Raw genomic sequence first — 19,243 nt, forward strand, 5'->3', positions numbered from 1 at the left:
CCCCAAGCCCGGCCACCCCCGCGCCAAAACCCGATCCAGCCGCATGCCGTGGCAGTCGGCCGGAACTACATGTTCTGATAAAAACGGTTCAAAGCTGGACATGACAAAGCCGGGCTGTTTCATTTCCGAAACAAGTTAATCAATATCGTCAGGGCGATGCTGACGACGATCATGGACGTGATCGGAAAGAGAACCCGCGTCCGTCCCGACTCATACCGTATATCGCCCGGCAACTTCCCAAACCACTGCACCAGCCACGGCGCATACCGCCAGATCAGACCAATTGCCACAAGCAACAACCCGATCCCAATCAAATAACGCCCCATCGCAACCGTCTCGCCTGCTGTTTCAGTATGAGAAGTAAACCCCGCGGATAAACAACCCCATGCCATTTCCAACGCGGCAAGCGTTCCTTCATAAATGACCGTGACGCGCATGCTTGGGCGTGACCGCAAGGCGCATGTGGTCGAGAATGCCGCGGAATGTTCGCAATTCAGGGTTCCCCTTGGAAGACAGCGTCCTGTACAGCGTTTTTGGGTTGACCTTGGCCGATACGGCAATCTGTTTCATGCCGAAGGCCTCGGCAACCCGCCGCAAGGCCGTCATGATCTCCTCCTGTGATCCATCCTCGATAACGGCATTTAAATATTCCGCGGCAAATGCCGGATCTCGCCGAAAGCTGGCGATGGTGGCCTCTTCGTGAGCGATATGTGGTTCATTCATGACGGTTCCTCCAACCTGTTGCGCTGCAACTAGTCGGTCTTGCAGGCTATGGCCTTCCTGATGTCAGCTTGCTGACCTCGCTTATCGCCGCCGCCAACAAGAAGGACAACAACTCTCTCCCCATATTGAAAATAGTAAACCCTGTATCCAGGACCAGGGGGTGACATCTTTGTAGCCAACGGATGTCAGAAAAAATCAGGACGGGTCGCCCTTATCCCGCGAAATCCGCGGAAAAATTGGTATGGCAGATTTTTATCAAGTCTTGAACACTACTCGCCTGTGCCATGACAGGCAGGCTTGGTCCGGAATAAAATGATCCTCTTCCGGCTTGAAAATGGGACGATGTTCCAAAGTCATGATCACGCCGGGGTTGTTCTGCTCTGCCCGGGCCATGGGCGAGACAAGCACCTCGTAGTCCTTGCTCACGCTCATGAACCCCTCGTCAAAACTCCAGTGACACAACCTGCACAAGGCCATGCCGTTGACCGGCCTGTCGTCCTTGCTCTCGGACCAGGGCCTGATGTGCGCGGCCTCGACAATGGTGTGGCCGTCCGGGGTGAGCATGCGGATGCCGCACAGGGCGCAGCGGTGCATATACAAGGACATGACCGCCTTGCGAAAGGCCTGGTCTCGGACTTGACGGGGTCGATCCTCCGCTGCGGCGTATGGCATGGCTTTTTCAGCCGCGGCCAGCAGGCGTTGGCTGTACTCGTAGGCTTCCTGGTTCTCCGATGCGTCACGCAGGAGGATTGGCTGGACATCCGGTGAAAAATAAGTGTGCAGCAAGGTTGCCCGGAGTTGTTCACGGCACTGGTTGTCGGTGATGCATTGGAAGAGTTTCTGGGTGATCTTTGCGCCGAGGATCACACTGCGTAGCCGAGTCATGGACGTGACCGGCCGCTGTTGGAGATCGGACTCCATGCCCGGCCTGAGTACAAGCTCCCAGAACCCTTCGCTGTGCATATGGTAGAAAGGATAGGCCATGTTGCCCGCTGTTCCTGCTGGCATGATCAGACTCCAGTAGCGGGTAAAGCGTTCTGCCAGGTCAAAAGACGGTTCGATAGAAAGGCTGGGCAATGTCACCTTGTGCGGCCAGGTCCAGGAGGGACAGGAGCAGGAACGGCTTGTGGGGGGCGCGGTGGTTCGTGCCGGCTGTCCAGCGGTTGCGGTTCTTGTCCGTGCGCAGGCTGGTCAGGTATTTGAGCAGGTTGTTCGGGTTTGAAGCCACTTGGGTAACGTCTTTCAGCTTTGATATTTTGGCAATTACAATAAAAGTTCAAGCAGATATTTTGATCTAAGGTTCTACCTTACTCGATAGCTTCAATAGATAGAAAAACCGTTTCACTTCTCCCATTCCCGGTACGCCCTCGGCTTCACATCCCGGCATTTCTGCTCCACCTGGTAGGCGATGCGCTGGATCATGCTTGCGTCCAGTACGACGGGCAGCTTGCAAAAGAGACCGTGTGTTCCTTTGCCGTTGATGATGAAGATGTCAGGCTTAGCGGTGCGTTCGACGTACCAGCCGGGTATGGCCAGGACCGGCTGAGCCAGGACCGGTTCGCCAACAGCCTTGCTCAGTTCGCCGGATAGCTATGCTGCCTGGCGCTTGGCCTGCTGGATTGGTTCGCTCTCGATCCAGCAGGGAAATTTGAGTTGTTTGCCGTCATAAAACACTTTGGCGTCAGCCTTCCCGTCTCCTGTTGTGGGCTTGGATCTGGCTTTGGTCTCCACGGCAAAGACTCCGGCGGGACCGACAAGCACGTGATCGATATTGAATTTGCCAGCGGGATAATCGTGAAAGACATTATAACCGTTGGCTAAAAGCTGGTTCAGTTCCTGGCCCACGGCCATCTCGCCTTCGAAACCAAGCCGGGCATTGCGTCGTTGATTGATATGGAAATTCATCCTGTACAACCCGAATCCGTAGAACAGGGCAAACGGAAGGTAGAAAATGAGATTGTCCTGGAAAAATCGATCCGGATGGTGGATATGCACGAAGAGGATTGAATAGAGAAAAATCGGTAAAAATAAAAGAACGAACAGCCATTGCGTTACATCAATATTTATCAGTTCGATGCGTTTGAATTCGGAAAAACCTGGTCCGCGCAAAAAATCCTTGGTAAATGGTGACCGTTTCCACCTTATCTCCGTAAGTTTTCGGTGGGCAATCAAAAATCCGAGAAGAACAGCAAACGAGACGAAGAGGATCAAGATGGGAGTGAATTGATAGGCAAGTGTGAACATGATCGACCAGTGCTTGGGAAATGTCCAAGAAATTGGAATGCCATACGTCTGAAGTGCAGGCAAAGGCAAACGTTGAGGGTCAGAATATGCGGTTCGTGCCCGGCCTTGCGGATGATCTCCGGAATCGGGTCTCGAAACAGCTTGCCGTAGTAGACTGGCGGGTTGGAATCAGCCATTGCTCGCCTGCTTTACCGCCCGCAACACATACCAGCCATATCTCCCCCGTACCCAATACCGACGCATTGATAAACGCATCCACCACCGCAAGCCCCATATCTGCGCCCCCCCGCGCAAATCCTCATCCCGCCAGAGCACGAACACCCGGCCGTCCTCGGCCCTGCTCGTTCCCTCCCCCTGCTTCATGGTCAGCAAAACATGTCCGCCGGGTTTGAGGGGGGTGCTGTGTAGAGTGTGTTGAGCATTTGCGATGGTTGTTAAGGCATGCAGCAAGGTAACGCTGACTTACCGCGCTTCCGGCCCAGACACCTGGGCATCCGTCGCGTTCAACATTTGGGCCGGCAGGTCAACGGGCTCGCTGCGCAGGATTTTCCGAACCATGGCCGCATCCAGCCCGGCACACCCCGTCTACAGTCCGAAGCGTTCATGCATCCTGTCGTGGCACTGCCGCAAAAAGGCGAGCATTTCCGATGGGTCACCGGTGTCGAAATAGCGGATCATGCCCACGTTGTATTCATGCAAGCGCTTGGCCGGGATGGACAGAGGGGGACGGGCCTTGCTCAGCAGCAGCCCGTTCATCATCAAAAGGCCGGTCCGTTTGTTGCCGTCAAAAAAGAACTGGTTGCGGGCGAACAACAGGTGCAGGACATAGGCCTGATCGCGCAGGTCTGTGTATTGATCCAGGCTCTGAATCATGGTCTGAAAATAGTCGTCCAGGCTTTCCGGGTCCGGCGGTTGATAGTCCGTTCCGGAAATGCCGACGCGACCGGAGCGGAATTGCCCGACCTCCAGGGCTTCATCCTTGGCGATAATTGACTGCAACACGCAGGCAACCGGCTTGCTGACCTGAAAGGCGTCCTCCTCCACCAGGGAAATCAGTCTTTTCCAGCCCAGGGCCTGCTGCTTCAGCTTTTCCTCGTCTGCCACCTTGTGCCCGCCCACTGTTATGCCCTGCAGGTAGGTTTGGACCTCCGGCATGGTAAAGGGCATGCCCTCGAGGGCTTGCACGTCGTAGACCAGCTCGGCGAACAGTTTTTTCGCAATGAATATGGCGCGTTGGATGTCTTTGTGCATGACAAGATATGTCCTGGCCTACAGCCTCTGAAACAGGGTCCTTCAAAACAAATTTGTTCTCGACTCTCCTTCCTGAAATCTCAATTTTGCCGACATGTCGAGAGAGCATGGTCAGGCCAGTGTTGACCGTTGCTGCGATCATCCGACGGGCTTCTTCGATCATCAGGCGCAGATCGTTCAACAGGCCGGGCTGGGGCTGGCTGTTGATTTGGCGTTTCAGGGCGCGATTACTCCAGCTCTGATCAGCCGCTTCGCTCATGTACCTCCTTCCGCCTCATGTTCGTTCCGTCTGACCTAAATCCCGACCGAACATGTTTGTCAACCATCCCGGTCTATTCCGGCGGTGACTCACGGCATGTACCGCAAAAGAGCGAGCCCGCCTACAGCCCAGCAACCAGTGCCTTGCGCCCCTTATTTTCCGGTTGCAGACCGATTTCCTGGAACACCTTGGGCGGCACGAGCATCGGAGTCACGTCCCGGATCTCATCAATCAGGTTCAGGCACCAGGCTTCAAGTAAATCAATGGGCTCGTCCTTGAGAAAAATGTTTTTCAAATACCCCTGCACCCGTTCGCGGAGCGTTATTTTTCCCTTGGCGGTCAGCAGCTTGCCCAAGGATTTCAAACGGACCTGGGCCTCGGGAAAATAGAAATGGGTTCTGTCGTTTTTCCGGGCCAGAAAGGATTTGGCCCAGTCCAGACGGACCATGGCCAACCCGTGCCAGTCAGCGGCTTCAAGATCGTCAAGCGGGCCAACGATGTGCGTCAGTAATTGATCAATCATTCGCTCGTCTTCACGGTTCATCTTTTGCGCCATGTCGGTGGCCTTTTCCGCTGTGAGCACTGAATTGGTCTGAAAGATTCGTGCGAAATGATAGAGCACCGTGGTGCTCCGTTCCACGCTGCGCTCCCCCTGATCCCCCAGGGCCAGGATTGCCGCGGCCGCGCTGGAGGCTGAAATCGAAGCCCGGGTCGCGATGCGCCGCCCCTGGGCTCGCCAGAAGTCAAACTGCCCCATAAGGTAATGCAGTGCGCGGATTTCCCCACCTGGCGACTCAATATCAATGGTGATCTGGTTGTATTGATAATATCCAAAGGCCAGGTTGATGGTTTCGATCAGCGACTTCATGCTATAGGCATCCACTTGTCCACTGTAGATGATCCGGCAGTCGTGGGGCGTGAACAACGGAACCAGCCCCTGGCTGGATGCGGTGTTCTGAGAAAAACATGTCACGTCGTGAAGAGAAACAGGCGGGAATGGGTACATCAGGCGTTCCTTTTTTTGATGTGCCGAGCGCGCTTCGTCGCCCGGCAGGGTTGCACAGAGAATGCAAGGCGCGTTGCCTGTTACACGAATAACGGGAGCTGACGACGGCCCCATTCGCCATTGGACAGTAGATAGTAGGCCTCCCCAGGGTGCAAGGTGGAAGGCGGACGGACCCGGGTGACCGACTTGTCGCCGATGGGCGGCTCAGGGAAAAGGGCGTGCATGGTCTTCGCTGTGTCCACGTCCGTGTTGCGGAAATAGATCTTGTTGGCTGTGTTGTTCAGCATCACGTCAATGGCCGCATCCGCTCCGGGTATCCCATGCAGGGCATATTTGATGGAGGCCAGGGACTGGGTCGCCAGAATACAGGAAACGCGATGCGCCCTGCACCGGTCCAGAAAGGACTGTTCTCCGGAATCCGGGTCCGCGGTGACGAAACGCTGAAACTCGTCGCAGATATAGGCCACGGGCCTCTGTTTGTTGGAACGGCACTGGACCAGTTGGAAAAATTTGTTCTTCACTGACCGGCCCAGAACGTCCGCGGTCTGGGTGGCCACGGGGCCTAAGGAAACCACCAGCACCTTGCCCTCTTCCACCACCGTACGCACGGAAAGCATGTCCGGCCCACCAAAGGCAAACGGAGAAAACTCCACAAGCCGGGTCAGCTCCTTGTTGGACACTTCCGCCAGAAACGGCGTGGCCGTGGCCGCCACATGATTGAACTGCTGGATAAGATCATCGGTGGCGGTGTAGCTGGCAAAGGTATGCAGCATGCTGAAGGGAATCTCCGCCATCTTGAGCAACCCCTCCACAGCCACCTGAACCTCTTTCAGTTTTTTCGTCGTCAGCCGCGCATGATCGACGATGGCCTTGATCTTTCCGAAAAAGGGGCCATGGATGATCCCCTGTTTCTCATGCCGCAAAATGGTGGTTTTTTTGATGATGTCGTTCATCAGGCTTTGGCCTTTCATGGCCTTGCGGTAGGCCTGCTCGGCCTGAAGCAGTTCCAGAATGAAACTTTTGGCCAGTTCCACCCAGATGGTGTTGTCACCTGCCCGGGCATCGGAATAAAGTAGCTTGAGCTTGAACAGCTTGTTCAAGCGGTCGGTCAGGGGCAGATTGCTTTGGCCCTCGAAAAAATACAGGCGGCTCAGCTCCGAAAGCGTCACAAGTCGGTGCTCCTCCCCCCTTTGATGTAATTTTCCGACAACGTGTTCCAGCAGTTCATCCTTCGGATCGATGACCAACATCGCGGTTTGCAGACTAGCCATGTGCCACCTCCTCTCGTGCGTCGGTCGTGGTTTCCAGGTCGTACTCCAACAGGCTGCACAACAGAGGCAGGATCACGCTTTTGGTTTTTCCGGCCCCGGTCTCCCCCATAACCATCCAGTGCCGGCTCATCATTTTGGGCGAAATCGACGTCATGCCCAACCATTCTCCAGGCAGGACGAAATCCGGCTCGTTGGCCCATTCCAGAGGAGGGCTGGGGACCATGGGCACGTCGGCATATCGCGTATCCATGTATTTCTCAGCCTCCGCCAACGGCTCCCAATCCTCTACCATTGTCGGCTCGTCTTGGTTTTCAAGGCCATTCGTCTCAGCCTGCCCCCGCTCCCTTTCCAGGTACCTGCGTGCGCTTGCACGGTCATATTCCATAATCTCCTCCGACTGGCCATATTTAGAGGTATATAATATACCTAATTAAAACTTTTGCCATACCACCACACCGCCATGCACCTGGCGGAACAACGACCCAAAAGAAAGAAAAGCAACTTACAGAAAAAGGTTAACGAGACGAACTACCCGGACGGGAATGGATAGACATCCTCCAGCCATTCCAGTCCCTCGTCCAGATACGTCGCCGGGTCGATGCCCCCCGGCGTCCCCAGCCCTAAAACCTTGATGCCTCCTTCAATCCATCCTTCGTAGTGCTCATGGTGATGGCCATGGAGCACCAGCCGCACACCCATGTACCGGGCCAGATCGCCGAGCATCTGGAAGCCATTGGGATGACATTCCGGTGCCTCGTGCAGAATCAGGACGTCCGCCTCCATCTCGGCCATGGCCTCCAAGTCTTCCTTGAAGATAGCGGTGACGTGTTCCATGCCAAGCCTGCGTTTTTGAAGCCATGCCTCGCGAGTGGGGATGCATACGCTCAAATCCTCCATATCCTCAATCCGGTCCACGCCCGAAGCGTTCAAAATTTTGCCGTTGAACACGCCGTTCAGCCCGGCCACCCGCAGATCGCCGATCCGGACCACCTTGCGGTGCAGGCAGCGCTCGCTCATGGATTCCAGCCTGGCGAGCTGCTCCGGTTTTTCCGCGTCATGGTTGCCCAGAATGTACCAGGTTTTGTCCGCCAACGGCCCGAGGATCGTCCGCAGGTCATCCGGCGGCTCCAGGTCGCCCGCAATAATGATCCTTTTGGCTCTTGGACCGTGGGCGAGAATCTGAGAATAATCCCCATGCGGATCGGCAACGAGCAATGTGCGCACTCCACCTCCTTTTTTTACCATTCGAGTATATAATATACCTAAAACAGGCCTTATTGTCAAGCCCTTTCGGGAAACCGTTCTAATTGCCCAGAAAGAGGGGAAATGAATGTAACGATTCCGGTATAATCAGGGCGCGGCTAAGTCTATGCACTGGTTTCAAGCATGCCGCCCGGAGGTGTTGCGCGAATACAAAAGATGACTACGAAAAAAAGTCAAACCAAGGTCGAATGAATAGTATTGCTTTTTTCAGGTATACCATGTTGCGCTTGTTTTGTCAATAGGGTACGGTAAAATTTGATTGTCAAGGAGCAGTCCAGCTTCTTGAATCTGGCCCCTGAACTCATTGAAAGTGGCAGCGAGAACGAGGCGAGAGAGGGTATCGAGATGGCCCAGTTAGGCGATTCGAGCGTGTTGGGAGATCTGGTGAAAATTCGCACCGGGATCCAATCCGGCGGCAGTGCGAAAAAACGCCGGGACACCGCCAAGGAGTGCGATGCCCGAGTGATTAAGGTCAGGGACGTGACCTCGGAGCACACCATAGACTATGAGCGGCTGACCACGATCAGCACGGACGCCGATCTCGCGGAAAAACATTGGTTGAAGAGCGGCCAGGTGCTTTTTTTCGGGCGGATGGGGCAACGCTACACGGTGCTCATTGAAGGGGACGTGCCCCAGGGCGTCCTGGTGGACAAATTTTTTTTCGTCATCACCATCAGGAACAGGGAACAAGTGCGCCCCGACTACCTGGCCTGGTTCCTCAACTCAGGACCGGCTCAAAAGTTTTTCAAGGCTAATGAGTCCGGCTCCCCACATGGGTTCATTTCCAAGGCGACGCTGGATAAATTGCCCATCGACCTGCCAGGCCTGGACATCCAGGAGCGCATCGGCGCGGTATGGTCGCGCTGGAAAAGAAAAAAGCAAGCCGTGCTGGAGGCATTGGACAGTGAAGGCCAGCTGATTGCAGCCAAATTGGATCAGGCTGCGTGGAGCGGAATCCATGAGCAATGACTTTGACGTGCTGTACCGCATCGAAAAGCTGGCCCAACGCGACCTGGGCTGGGACAAAGGGGTGCTGACGCCGTTTCTGGCCCTTTGGCGGATCATGTCGCAAGACCTGGGCGAAGGCCAGGGGGAGTACGGCTTTGACGCCTACCCGCGGCGGGGAAATCTGGCTCAGGTGCTCGGGAACTTTGAGCAGAACCATGCCCATCGCCTGCGAAACGTCTTCTCCGACTTCCTTGCGTTGCACCGGCGGACGCGCGACATCAGACTCAACGAAAGCTGGGGCACCATTCACGCTGAACTGCGGGACAACACGCGCAAAGACGTGTTTCGCGGTTACCGGGCGGCAGGGGACTACGCCGAAACCCTCAGCCGGATTCTGCCCATCACGCCTTATCCGCTCTGCGAAATGATCGCGGAGATGCTTGAACCCGGGCCGAGGGCGCGGGTGCTGGATCTGGGCTGCGGCAGCGGAATGGGGCTGCTGGCCTTCCTGGAGCGACGTCCCGAACTCCAAGATCCCGTGGGCTGGGAGATCAGCCCGGAACTGGCGAACCTGGCCGCGTGCAACCTGCTCCTGTTCGGCCATGCGCAAGCCGACATCAAGGTCACGGATGTACTTGCCACGCCCTTGACGGAGGCTTTGCCCAATACCGCGAAATTCGATCACGTCATCTGCCACCCGCCGACCGGATACAAAACCTTTCGCAAGGCCGACGTCCGCAAGTACTTGCGGGGCACGTTCGCCGAAACACTCATTGAGCGCGGCTACCAGGAACTGCTTTTCGCGGCCTGCGCCGTTCATCACATGCACCCGACAACCGGCAAGGCCGCCCTGTTCCTGCCCGCCGGCTTTCTCGTCAGCCAGGCCGGACTCAATTTGCGCCGACATGTTGTTGACTCCAATATCCTGGATGCCGTGATGCTCTTGCCAAGTTCCATGACGCCCATGCTTGCCTCCAGGCAGGCCCTCGTCATCCTGAACAGGCAGCGGACGCATGAGGCCGTGTTGCTTTTCGATCCCGGCGAAGAGGATGTACCGGCCAAACAGATGATCCAGGATTATCGCAGGCTCGCATCCGGACATGTTTCCAGTCAGTCCAGACTGGTCGGACTAGAAGACGTCAAATCCCGGAACTACAACCTCAACCCCCTGGCCTACGCGGATCAGGGGCAATCCGCCCATGACAAAAAGAACAACCTGGACGAACTTGAACGGGCATATCTGACCAGAAAAGAAGCGGCCGAGCGTGCCGAAAAGGCCTTGCAAGAAGCCTTGGAAAAGCTTGCCCCGTCGGGGCTCTGAAAAAAAATGGACGGGAAAAGGGGCGGTGGTTCAAAGTAGGGGCGATTCGCGAACCGCCCCTACCCGGAAAAACAAGGACATTTTTTCTCGCCCTACGGATTTCTTCTCCAGAATCCGACGTGGAGCGGTATCCCGGCCAACCGTTGGTTTCCGACCCGTGAAACAAAACAACCGGGCTGGATCGTCAGTGAGACGACCCTGCCCGGTTACATTTTTAGACTCTGGTTGAACCAAGGTTAGCTGGGGCGCACCGCCACCACCGGGCAAGGGGCTTGGCGAAGCACCTTTTCGGCCACAGAGCCGAACAACAGACGATCCATGCCCTTGCGTCCGTGGGTGCCCATCACGATCATGTCAGCCTGCTCTTCCTTGGCGCAATTCAGGATTTCCTCGGAAAAGTCGCCGCAGGTCACTTTGGCTCGATGGTTCATGTCGCTGAAATGGCGCTCCATGAATTCCGCCAGGGTCTTTTCCCCTTCCGAAACCATGGTCGTGCAGAATGTTTCCATGGAGTTCATCGGGATACCGAAGTCGGCGTAAATGGTTCCGGACGGGACCACATGGATGCAGACGACTTCCGCACCCAATGGCTTGGCCAGAGATTTCGCGCAGTCCGCCACCTTTTCGCTGACGGATGAGAAATCCACCGCGCACAAAATCCTCTTGATGCTCGACATGAGACACCTCCTCTGTTGTAGGTTGCACATCCTCCTCGACGCGGATGCGCCCTTCCCCGCACTGATTCAGGCGAACGCGGGGCCGATTTACTGAACCGCGGACAAAAAGCATGCGGCTCAGTACCCTTTGTCTTTTCCGGACATCTTCATTATGACCCTCCGCACAAGGAAAAGCAAGACTCAAAGAACTTTCAGGAGAGCGTTCCCGCTTCCTCCCCCAACCACATCATTCCGCACGGCATGGAGAACCGCTCATGGACAATCCCTTCGTCCTCGTCGAAACCAACTTGGGCGATCTGCTCATTGAACTGTATCCGGACAAGGCCCCGCGAACCGTGGCCAACTTCCTGCAACACGTCGACGACAAGCATTACGACGGGACCATCTTTCACCGGGTGGCGCGAGGATTCGTCATCCAGGGCGGCGGGTACGACAGAGGGCTGAACAAGAAACCCACCCTGCCTCCCATCCCCAACGAGGCCAAGGGCGGTCTTTCCAACGTCAAGGACAGCGTTGCCATGGCCCGAGCGCCGGAGAAGGATTCCGCCATGGATGAATTCTTCATCAATGCCGCGGATAACGGGCCGGACCTGGACCACCAGGACGACTCCGACGAAGGCTTCGGCTACGCGGTCTTCGGCCAGGTGGTGGAAGGCTCGGACGTGGTCAAGAAGATCAACTGGAAGGTGGTCAAAGCCACGGAAGACTTCCCGGAGCTGCCCAGGGACGAAGTATATATTATTTCCGCCCGGCGCTTCGAATGAGCGAGGCGCGACGAGAAGAGTTTCGCCGAACACATCGCGCGAAAGAACCACAACCCCGGAGGAGAGAAATGAAAAGGTTTTTTTTCGGATTACTGACCATCGCTTTGTTGCTGGGCGGCGGGCTCGGGATCACCGGCCAGGCCCAGGCGGCCCAGAAGATGAACATCCGTCTGGCCCACGTGGTCAACGAACAGGACGGATTTCACATCGCGGCCCTGAAATTCAAGGAGATCGTGGAAGAGCGCACCAACGGCGCCGTCACCGTGGCCCTGTTCCCCAATGCCCAGCTCGGAGACGAGCGGACCCTGCTGGAAGGAATGCAGATGGGCACCGTGGACATGGGCATCATCACCAATGGCCCGGTGGCCAACTTTGTCGAAGAAATCGCGGTCTTCGAGCTGCCCTTTCTGTTTCCCACTCCTGAAGCGGCCTATGGCGTTCTGGACGGTCCCATCGGCAGGGAGCTGCTGGACAATCTGGAACGGGTCAACCTGAAAGGCCTGGCCTATGCCGAGCGCGGCTTCCGCAACCTGACCAACTCCGTGCGCCCGGTGATCACCCCTGACGACCTGGCCGGCCTGAAGATCCGGGTCATGGAGAACCCGGTCTACATCGACACCTTCACCACCCTGGGGGCCAACGCCGTGCCCATGGCCTGGACCGAGGCCCTGACCGCCATGCGTCAGCGGACCATCGACGGCCAGGAGAACCCGGTCAACGTGATCCACTCCTTCAAGCTCAACGAACAGCAGGCCCACCTGTCCATGACCCGCCACACTTACGCCCCGGCGATTTTCGTCATGGGCCTGGCCAAGTGGCGCGGTTTGAGCCCCGAAGTCCAGGAAATCTTCCTGGAGGCCGCCCAGGCCGCGGCGGAGCATGAGCGCCGGGTGAACGCGGAGATGGAAGCCGGCCAGCTCCAGGAACTGGCCGACGCGGGCATGCAGATCGTCATGGAGCCGGACACCGCCGCCTTCCAGGCCAAGGTCGCGCCTGTTTATACCAAGTACGGCGAACGATTCGGCGCGTACTTGCAACGTATTCTGGATGCCATCCAGTAAACGCTTTGGGCGGTCAACACCGCCCTTTCACCCGGACAAGCTGGTCCACGGCGTCGGCAGGGCCTCAAGCCTGGTCGACGTCGTGGCCGGTGTCCTGGCCTTCTGCGCCCTGACGACGATGCTGGTGGTGATCACCCTGCAGATCGTCTTCCGGGTCTTTTTCCAGGCCCTGCCCTGGTCCGAGGAATTGTCCCGCTACCTGCTGGTCTGGACCACCTTTCTCGGGGCCACCATGGCCTATCGCCGCGGCGTGCACATCGCCGTGACCTTCCTGGTGAATTCCCTGCCCGCGCTTCTGGGCCGGATGGTGCGCATCGCCGGCATCCTGGTCTCCCTGATTTTTTTCGGGACGGCCATGTTCTACGCGGTGCGCTACATGCAGTTGCAATCCTTTCAGGTCACGGCCTCCCTGCGCCTGCCCATGCCCTATGTCTACGCCGTGATGCCCGCGGCCTTCGGGGTGATGATCCTCCACGGCCTGCATGCCCTGCTTCTGGAAATCTTCCCGGAGCATCGCCCGCCCGCCGTGAACGTGACCATCCGTCACGAACCAATCCCGGTGAATCCTCCGGCTGATCCTTCCGAACCGGTTGCCAGGCGGACTTCCGGCTCCAGCTGCGGGTGCGGCGACTGACCATGGCCCTGCTGCTCTTCGGCTCATTCCTGGCCCTGATGTTCCTCGGGGTGCCCGTGGCCATCGCCATTGCCTTGGCCTCCATGTTCGTCCTGATCCAGGACGGCATCCCCCTGATGCTCATTGTCCAGCGGATGTTCGCCGGGACGGACAGCTTCCCGCTGGTGGCCGTGCCCTTCTTCATCCTGGCCGGAGACATCATGGCCAAGGGCCAAGTCTCGGCCAGGCTGGTTGATTTCGCCGACGCCCTGCTGGGATTCGTCCGGGGCGGGCTGTCCATCGTCGCGGTGCTGGCCGGGATGTTCTTCGCGGCCATTTCCGGCTCCGGGGCCGCCACCACCGCGGCCATCGGCTCCACCCTGGTCCCGGAACTCAAGCGCAAGGGCTACGACACGGCCTGCTCCGCCTCGCTCATCGCGGCCGCCGGTACCATCGGCGTGGTCATTCCGCCCTCCGTGCCCATGATCCTCTACGCGGTCATTGCCCAGGAGTCCGTGAGCCGGCTGTTCCTGAACGGCTTCCTGCCAGGCGTGGTCATGGGCGCGGTGCTGATCGCCATCGCCGTGCGCCAGGCCTGCGTCCGTTCCTACCCGCACGGGGCGCCCTTTTCCGTGCGCAACATCCTGCGGACCTTTCTTCGGGCCGTCTGGGGGCTGATCACCCCGGTGATCATTCTCGGCGGGATTTTTTCCGGGCTGTTCACCCCGTCCGAGGCCGCGGTGGTGGCCGTGAACTACGCCCTGTTCGCCTCACTGGTGATCTACCGAGACATGTCCCTGAAGGACGTCTACCGGATCATGTGCCGATCGATCATGACCACCGGGGTGATCATGTTCCTCATCGCCACTTCCGCGATCATGAGCTGGGTTCTGGCCAACTATGGAATTCCGGCCCTGATCGCCGAAACGGTGCTGGGCCTGTCCTCGAATCTCTACGTGATCCTGTTCCTGATCACCCTGGTCATCCTGCTAACCGGGATTTTCGTGGAAACCGCCTCGGCCCTGATCATCCTCACCCCGGTCTTTTTGCCCCTGATCCGCCAGCTGGAGGTCAGCCTGGTCCATTTCGGTCTGATCATGGTCATGGGCCTGGCCATCGGGATGATCACCCCGCCCGTGGCCATCAATCTCTACGTGGCCTCGTCCATCACCGGCCTGTCCATCGAACGGATCACCCGCTCCATCATCCCCTACATGCTCGGCCTGCTCGCCGTGCTCTGGCTGGTGGTCTACCTGCCGCTGTTCCTGCCGGTGCTGTTCTGAGACGACGTGCTTCTCCATTCACGTCATCAACCCGCATTCGTTATTCCCCCTTCAGGAGTTCCCATGAAAATCGTCGTCGCTCCCAATGCCTTCAAAGGCTGTCTGTCGGGGTCCGAGGCCGCGGACGCGATCATTACGGGCATCAAACGAGTGCCCAAACCGTATCAAGTCGCCAAAATGCCCATTGCCGACGGCGGAGACGGCCTGTTGGACGTCCTTTCCCAGCGACTCCCCGGAAAAATGGAAACCACGACCATCCACGACCCGCTGTTTCGAAGCGTCCGGTCCGATTTCTATTGGTCCCCCAGCGGACGAACGGCCCTGATCGAAATGGCCAAGGCGTCGGGCTTGGCCATGGTGGCCGAGAATGAACGCGATCCGGACAAAACGACGTCCTATGGGACCGGTGAGCTGATCCGGCGGGCATTGGACCTCGGGGCCGAAACCATCTACCTGGGCATCGGCGGAAGCGCGACGGTGGACGGAGGCATGGGCATCGCCAGGGCCTTGGGCGTGAAGTTTCTCGATGAGCACGGCAAGGAAATACAGCCCGTGGGGGCGTCGTTGGCCCTGGTTCGAAAGATTGATCGCGTCGAGGTCGACCCTCGACTGCGGGAAGTCAGGCTGGAGATCATTTGCGACGTGGACAACCCGCTGCTCGGCCCCAACGGCGCGGCCCTGGTATACGGCCCACAAAAGGGCGCCACGCCTGATCAGGCCCAGGCCCTGGATCTCGGCATGTCCAATCTGGCCGACGTCATCGAACGGGTCACCGGTCAGAACATCAGGGATATTCCAGGCGCCGGGGCCGCCGGCGGAGTCGGGGGGGCCATGCACGGACTCTTCGGTGCAGCGATCCGGCCAGGCATCGACATCGTCCTGGACCTCCTGGACATGGAATCCCACGTGAAGGACGCCAAACTGGTGATCACGGGCGAGGGACAAATCGATTATCAGACAGCGTACGGCAAGGCCCCGGCTGGGATCGCCAAACTGGCGAAAAAACATCGAGTTCCCTGCGTCGCCCTTGCGGGAAGCATCGGCAGGATCACGGACGAACTCTATGCAACGGGCATCACCGCGGTCATCTCCATCTGCGACGGCCCAGTATCTCTTCACCACGCCATGTGCAACGGCAAGACCCTCCTGACGGACTCGGCGGAACAAGTCATGCGAATTTACGCTGATTTCATTTGATTGTTCAATACTACTCAGCACATACGGTGCATGACCAGACACTCGCCCTGAATGCCCGCCTTCGCGGGAATCCAAGGAAGGTATCCAGTCCGCTTTTACACGAATGAACTGAGTAGATACGAATTACATTTCCCTGCCGCGCGCTGACTTGATCCTTGCCCCTGCCTAAACCAAGTGGTATCTTCTTCGCATGGCCCGTCCTCCGAAGACCCGCTCCGTCCGGGATTCCCAGCCCATGACCGGCGCCCGCCACGAAAGCTGAAGCATGTCCGGATACTCGACACTTCCGCGTCGCGCCTTGTTATCCCGTTCCCTTGTCTTATCGTGCTGCATTGTCTTGGCGTTGGCGATGACCGGGTGCTCCAAGAGTCCGGCACTTCAATTCGCGTCCGGCTCTGCATCCGGGGACGCCGTCAATATTCCCCCCGCCGAGTTTTTAAAAATGCTGGATCAAGCGTACACCTCCTACGAATTCGTTCCCGGCTTCAGGCAGGGCTTTGACGTCGAAACCTACCTGACCCGGAACCCGGATCAGGAGCATTTCCCAAACTCCGTCCGCTTCTACCAGAAACCCTGCATAGCCAGCAGGGAAATCTTGATGGCCAAGGGAGAGATTCGTTATCGGAACAGGCCCGAGTTCAATCAGTACATGCAAGCCTGGGAAGCAGGAGCAAATCCGACGGCCACCGTGGCGAACACTCGCTACCTTGCCGACTTGACGCACCTGGAGCGAGTCAAAAAAAAACATATCTTCGAGTCGGTTGAAAACTATTGCCATGCCCTGGGAGGGTCAGTGGCCAACGCCGTGCTTCTTGACGATGATGCCTTCCAATCCTTCTTTCTGTCCGTGATCGCCCACTGTTCGGTGCCGACGTCCCACCAGGCAGCGGACCAGTCACCAGAACCATCAGCGGACAAACCCGCGGGCCACCCTTTCTTTTTCATCTACAACCCGAACATTTTGAATAATTCGTATGGGTACACGCCGGAAACGCTGCGGCGACACCAGTTGATTCCTTTTCATCAACGCCGGGAGCAGACCGACATCTTCTTCGGCCACTCCACGGTCACCATGATCACGGACAGCGATGAATGCCTGAAGACGTATCCCGTGGAGTTCGACCAGGAAACCGGTGTCCTGCAGTACGGCTGGGACGGCTATTTCTTGTTTCTTCACCCGGAGCATACCGGGAACGCTGACGACCCCAGGGTCATCTATTTCGACCGGTTCCGTAAAAACTGGCCAAGCCAGGACAACACATCCAGTCGGCAACAGGAAAATCATTCAAGGCCGGGTGCGGGAGGCGAAAGCGCCATGCATCCGACTTCTTAATGGACCTCATTCAAGGAGCAATCACATGAGCTTGATGCATCTGAACCGATCCAGGGGTCGCTTTGAAATCGACCACCGCACCGAACCCGAACTGTTTCGGGACATTTATCCCTATAAGAACATCTGCCGGACCAGCTTCGACGATTCCTTTTCCATGCCTCGGCCTGCCGACCCCATGTACATCACGGACACAACCTTCCGCGACGGTCAGCAGGCCAGGCCGCCCTACACCCTGGAGCAGATCAGCCATATTTTCGATTTGCTGCACAAACTGGGCGGGCACAGCGGGTTGATCCGCCAAAGCGAGTTTTTTCTGTACTCGGAAAAGGACCGCAAGGCCGTGGAACAATGTCTGGCCAAGGGCTACCGGTATCCGGAGGTCACCGGCTGGATCCGGGCCAACGAGGACGACCTGAAGCTGGTCAAGGACATGGGGCTCAAGGAAACCGGAATGCTGACCTCGGTTTCGGACTACCATATTTTTCTGAAGCTGGGCAAAGACCGGGAAAAGACCGCTGAAGGCTACCTCCGGGTCGTGGAAAAGGCCCTGGAGTGGGGCATCATTCCCCGCTGCCATTTCGAGGACATCACCCGGGCGGACATCTACGGCTTCTGCATCCCCCTGGCCCAGCGACTGATGGCCCTGTCCAAACAGAGCGGCTTGCCGGTGAAGATTCGGCTCTGCGACACCATGGGCTATGCCGTGCCCTATCCCGGCGCGTCCCTGCCCCGATGCACGGCCAAAATCGTCCGGGCCTTCACCGACGACGCCGAAGTTCCGGGCCACTGGCTGGAATGGCACGGACACAACGATTTCCACAAGGCCCTGGTGAACACGGTCACGGCCTGGCTCTATGGCTGCTCCGGGGCCAACGCCACCCTGCTCGGCTTCGGGGAACGCACCGGCAACGCGCCGGTGGAGGCCCTGGCCATCGAGTACATTTCCCTGACCGGCGAGGACGATGCCGCGGCCACCCAGACCATTGCCGAAATCGCGGACTATTTCGAGAACGTCCTGGGCTACGCCATCCCGGACAATTATCCCTTCGTGGGCAAGGACTTCAACGCCACCAAGGCCGGGGTACACGTGGACGGACTGCTGAAGAACGAGGAAATCTATAACATTTTTGACACCCGTCTGATCCTGGGCAGGCCGGTCTCCATCATCATCACGGACAAGTCCGGCCGGGCCGGGGTGGCCTACTGGATCAACAACCGCTTCGGGCTGCTCGGAACCCAACAAGTGGACAAGCGCCATCCCGCCGTGGGCAAAATTCACAGCCGGATCATCAAGGCTTACGAGGAAGGCCGGACCACCTCCTTTTCCAATCAGGAGATGTGGAACCTGGTCAAGCGCCACCTGCCGCAGCTCTTTTCCTCCGAGTTTGACCAGCTCAAAAAGACCGCCCATACCTTGTCCTCCAGGATCATGCGCAAGCTGTCGGAGAACAAGGAAATCAAAACCCTGGACCCCAAGCGTGTCCTGGTCGCCATCGACACCGTCCTGGAGAAATATCCCTTCATCCAGTACCTTTACATTGTGGACACGAAAGGCCGCCTGATCACGGGCAGCATCGCCCACATGGAAGACAAGGCCAAATACACTGCCTACGACCAGGGCAAAGACCTTTCGGACCGGGAATGGTTCGTCGCCCCGATGCAGACCGGGAAACTGAACATCACGGACTTTTATCGTTCCTTCATTACCGGCAAGCTCTGCCTGACCGTCTCCATGCCGGTCTTTGACGCGGGCGACGACATCCAGGCCATCCTCGGCGCGGACATCCGCTTCGAGGAGTTGCTCAAACGCCGATCCGAACTGGAAGAGGAAGAAGGGGATGCATCGGTCTGATTTATTTCCCACATGCCCGTCCTCCGGTCCTTCCGGACCGGAGGACGGTGTCGGGGCCACCGTCATGAATTACATTGATGATCCCTGGAGGAGAGCGGCCAACTTGGTCTGCTGGGTGCTACTGGGAGTGCTTCTGCTGGTCGGTTGCGCGTCCAAACCCTCCCCGCCCCCCCAGAG

21 protein-coding genes are annotated in these 19,243 nt (G+C 57.8%); 9 read left to right on the forward strand and 12 right to left on the reverse strand.

Annotated features, from left to right (window positions below):
* Positions 1-119: 119 nt before the first annotated feature.
* From C6366_RS17580 to C6366_RS17630, 10 genes are all read right to left on the reverse strand, one after another.
* The gene (locus tag C6366_RS17580) at positions 120-437 is read right to left on the reverse strand and encodes a DUF2905 domain-containing protein (RefSeq protein WP_233248561.1); all 318 of its coding nucleotides are present in this window, start codon (positions 435-437) and stop codon (positions 120-122) included.
* Positions 415-723, reverse strand: a complete 309-nt coding sequence (locus C6366_RS17585) for a DNA-binding protein (protein WP_107740349.1) — start codon at positions 721-723, stop codon at positions 415-417. The genes C6366_RS17580 and C6366_RS17585 overlap by 23 nt, the downstream gene beginning before the upstream one ends.
* Before the next feature lie 255 nt (positions 724-978).
* Complete coding sequence (locus C6366_RS17590; protein ID WP_107740350.1) at positions 979-1,731, reverse strand: HNH endonuclease; 753 nt, start codon at positions 1,729-1,731, stop codon at positions 979-981.
* Between the two features lie 37 nt (positions 1,732-1,768).
* The gene (locus C6366_RS17595; protein ID WP_107740352.1) at positions 1,769-1,951 is read right to left on the reverse strand and encodes a hypothetical protein; all 183 of its coding nucleotides are present in this window, start codon (positions 1,949-1,951) and stop codon (positions 1,769-1,771) included.
* A gap of 362 nt (positions 1,952-2,313) precedes the next feature.
* Positions 2,314-2,967, reverse strand: coding sequence for a nuclease-related domain-containing protein (locus tag C6366_RS17600; RefSeq protein WP_107740354.1), 654 nt, complete (start codon positions 2,965-2,967; stop codon positions 2,314-2,316).
* Positions 2,968-3,552: 585 nt separating this feature from the next.
* The gene (locus tag C6366_RS17610; RefSeq protein ID WP_107740358.1) at positions 3,553-4,218 is read right to left on the reverse strand and encodes a Fic family protein; all 666 of its coding nucleotides are present in this window, start codon (positions 4,216-4,218) and stop codon (positions 3,553-3,555) included.
* A 380-nt stretch (positions 4,219-4,598) separates the two neighbouring features.
* Complete coding sequence (locus C6366_RS17615) at positions 4,599-5,483, reverse strand: ATP-dependent Clp protease proteolytic subunit (RefSeq protein ID WP_158269851.1); 885 nt, start codon at positions 5,481-5,483, stop codon at positions 4,599-4,601.
* A gap of 80 nt (positions 5,484-5,563) precedes the next feature.
* Positions 5,564-6,754, reverse strand: a complete 1,191-nt coding sequence (locus C6366_RS17620) for a TraM recognition domain-containing protein (RefSeq protein ID WP_107740362.1) — start codon at positions 6,752-6,754, stop codon at positions 5,564-5,566.
* A complete protein-coding gene (locus C6366_RS17625; RefSeq protein ID WP_146164910.1) occupies positions 6,747-7,046 on the reverse strand; it encodes a hypothetical protein in 300 nt (99 codons plus the stop codon). The genes C6366_RS17620 and C6366_RS17625 overlap by 8 nt, the downstream gene beginning before the upstream one ends.
* A 236-nt stretch (positions 7,047-7,282) precedes the next feature.
* Positions 7,283-7,978, reverse strand: a complete 696-nt coding sequence (locus tag C6366_RS17630; protein WP_158269852.1) for a metallophosphoesterase — start codon at positions 7,976-7,978, stop codon at positions 7,283-7,285.
* 321 nt (positions 7,979-8,299) lie between these two features.
* On the opposite strand from C6366_RS17630, the gene C6366_RS17635 reads away from it, so the two are divergent.
* A complete protein-coding gene (locus C6366_RS17635; RefSeq protein ID WP_107740368.1) occupies positions 8,300-8,986 on the forward strand; it encodes a restriction endonuclease subunit S in 687 nt (228 codons plus the stop codon).
* Entirely contained in the window at positions 8,976-10,286 is a 1,311-nt protein-coding gene (locus C6366_RS17640) for a class I SAM-dependent DNA methyltransferase (RefSeq protein ID WP_107740370.1), read from the forward strand. Before C6366_RS17635 ends, C6366_RS17640 begins: the two co-directional genes overlap by 11 nt.
* Positions 10,287-10,522: 236 nt before the next feature.
* On the opposite strand, the gene C6366_RS17645 is transcribed toward C6366_RS17640, so the two are convergent.
* Positions 10,523-10,963 carry a universal stress protein gene (locus tag C6366_RS17645; RefSeq protein ID WP_107740372.1) on the reverse strand — a complete coding sequence of 147 codons (441 nt, stop codon included), beginning with the start codon at positions 10,961-10,963 and terminating at the stop codon, positions 10,523-10,525.
* Positions 10,964-11,217: 254 nt separating this feature from the next.
* Here C6366_RS17645 and C6366_RS17650 point away from each other — a divergent pair, with 254 nt between their 5' ends.
* The 5 genes from C6366_RS17650 (at position 11,218) to C6366_RS17670 (ending at position 15,881) form a co-directional block, all read left to right on the forward strand.
* Positions 11,218-11,727, forward strand: coding sequence for a peptidylprolyl isomerase (locus tag C6366_RS17650; protein ID WP_107740374.1), 510 nt, complete (start codon positions 11,218-11,220; stop codon positions 11,725-11,727).
* A 68-nt stretch (positions 11,728-11,795) separates the two neighbouring features.
* Positions 11,796-12,788, forward strand: coding sequence for a TRAP transporter substrate-binding protein (locus C6366_RS17655; protein WP_107740376.1), 993 nt, complete (start codon positions 11,796-11,798; stop codon positions 12,786-12,788).
* The gene (locus C6366_RS17660; RefSeq protein ID WP_107740378.1) at positions 12,775-13,422 is read left to right on the forward strand and encodes a TRAP transporter small permease; all 648 of its coding nucleotides are present in this window, start codon (positions 12,775-12,777) and stop codon (positions 13,420-13,422) included. Before C6366_RS17655 ends, C6366_RS17660 begins: the two co-directional genes overlap by 14 nt.
* Positions 13,410-14,684: a TRAP transporter large permease gene (locus C6366_RS17665; protein ID WP_233248562.1), complete on the forward strand. Its 1,275-nt coding sequence runs from the start codon at positions 13,410-13,412 to the stop codon at positions 14,682-14,684. Before C6366_RS17660 ends, C6366_RS17665 begins: the two co-directional genes overlap by 13 nt.
* A gap of 63 nt (positions 14,685-14,747) precedes the next feature.
* A complete protein-coding gene (locus C6366_RS17670) occupies positions 14,748-15,881 on the forward strand; it encodes a glycerate kinase (protein ID WP_107740385.1) in 1,134 nt (377 codons plus the stop codon).
* Positions 15,882-16,046: 165 nt separating this feature from the next.
* Here C6366_RS17670 and C6366_RS19400 read toward each other — a convergent pair whose 3' ends face one another.
* Positions 16,047-16,247, reverse strand: coding sequence for a hypothetical protein (locus C6366_RS19400; protein ID WP_146164911.1), 201 nt, complete (start codon positions 16,245-16,247; stop codon positions 16,047-16,049).
* A gap of 76 nt (positions 16,248-16,323) precedes the next feature.
* On the opposite strand from C6366_RS19400, the gene C6366_RS17675 reads away from it, so the two are divergent.
* Complete coding sequence (locus C6366_RS17675) at positions 16,324-17,214, forward strand: hypothetical protein (protein ID WP_107740387.1); 891 nt, start codon at positions 16,324-16,326, stop codon at positions 17,212-17,214.
* A 25-nt stretch (positions 17,215-17,239) separates the two neighbouring features.
* Entirely contained in the window at positions 17,240-19,066 is a 1,827-nt protein-coding gene (locus tag C6366_RS17680) for a cache domain-containing protein (RefSeq protein ID WP_107740389.1), read from the forward strand.
* Positions 19,067-19,243: the final 177 nt, after the last annotated feature.

Source organism: Desulfonatronum sp. SC1, from assembly GCF_003046795.1.
Lineage (GTDB): Bacteria > Desulfobacterota > Desulfovibrionia > Desulfovibrionales > Desulfonatronaceae > Desulfonatronum.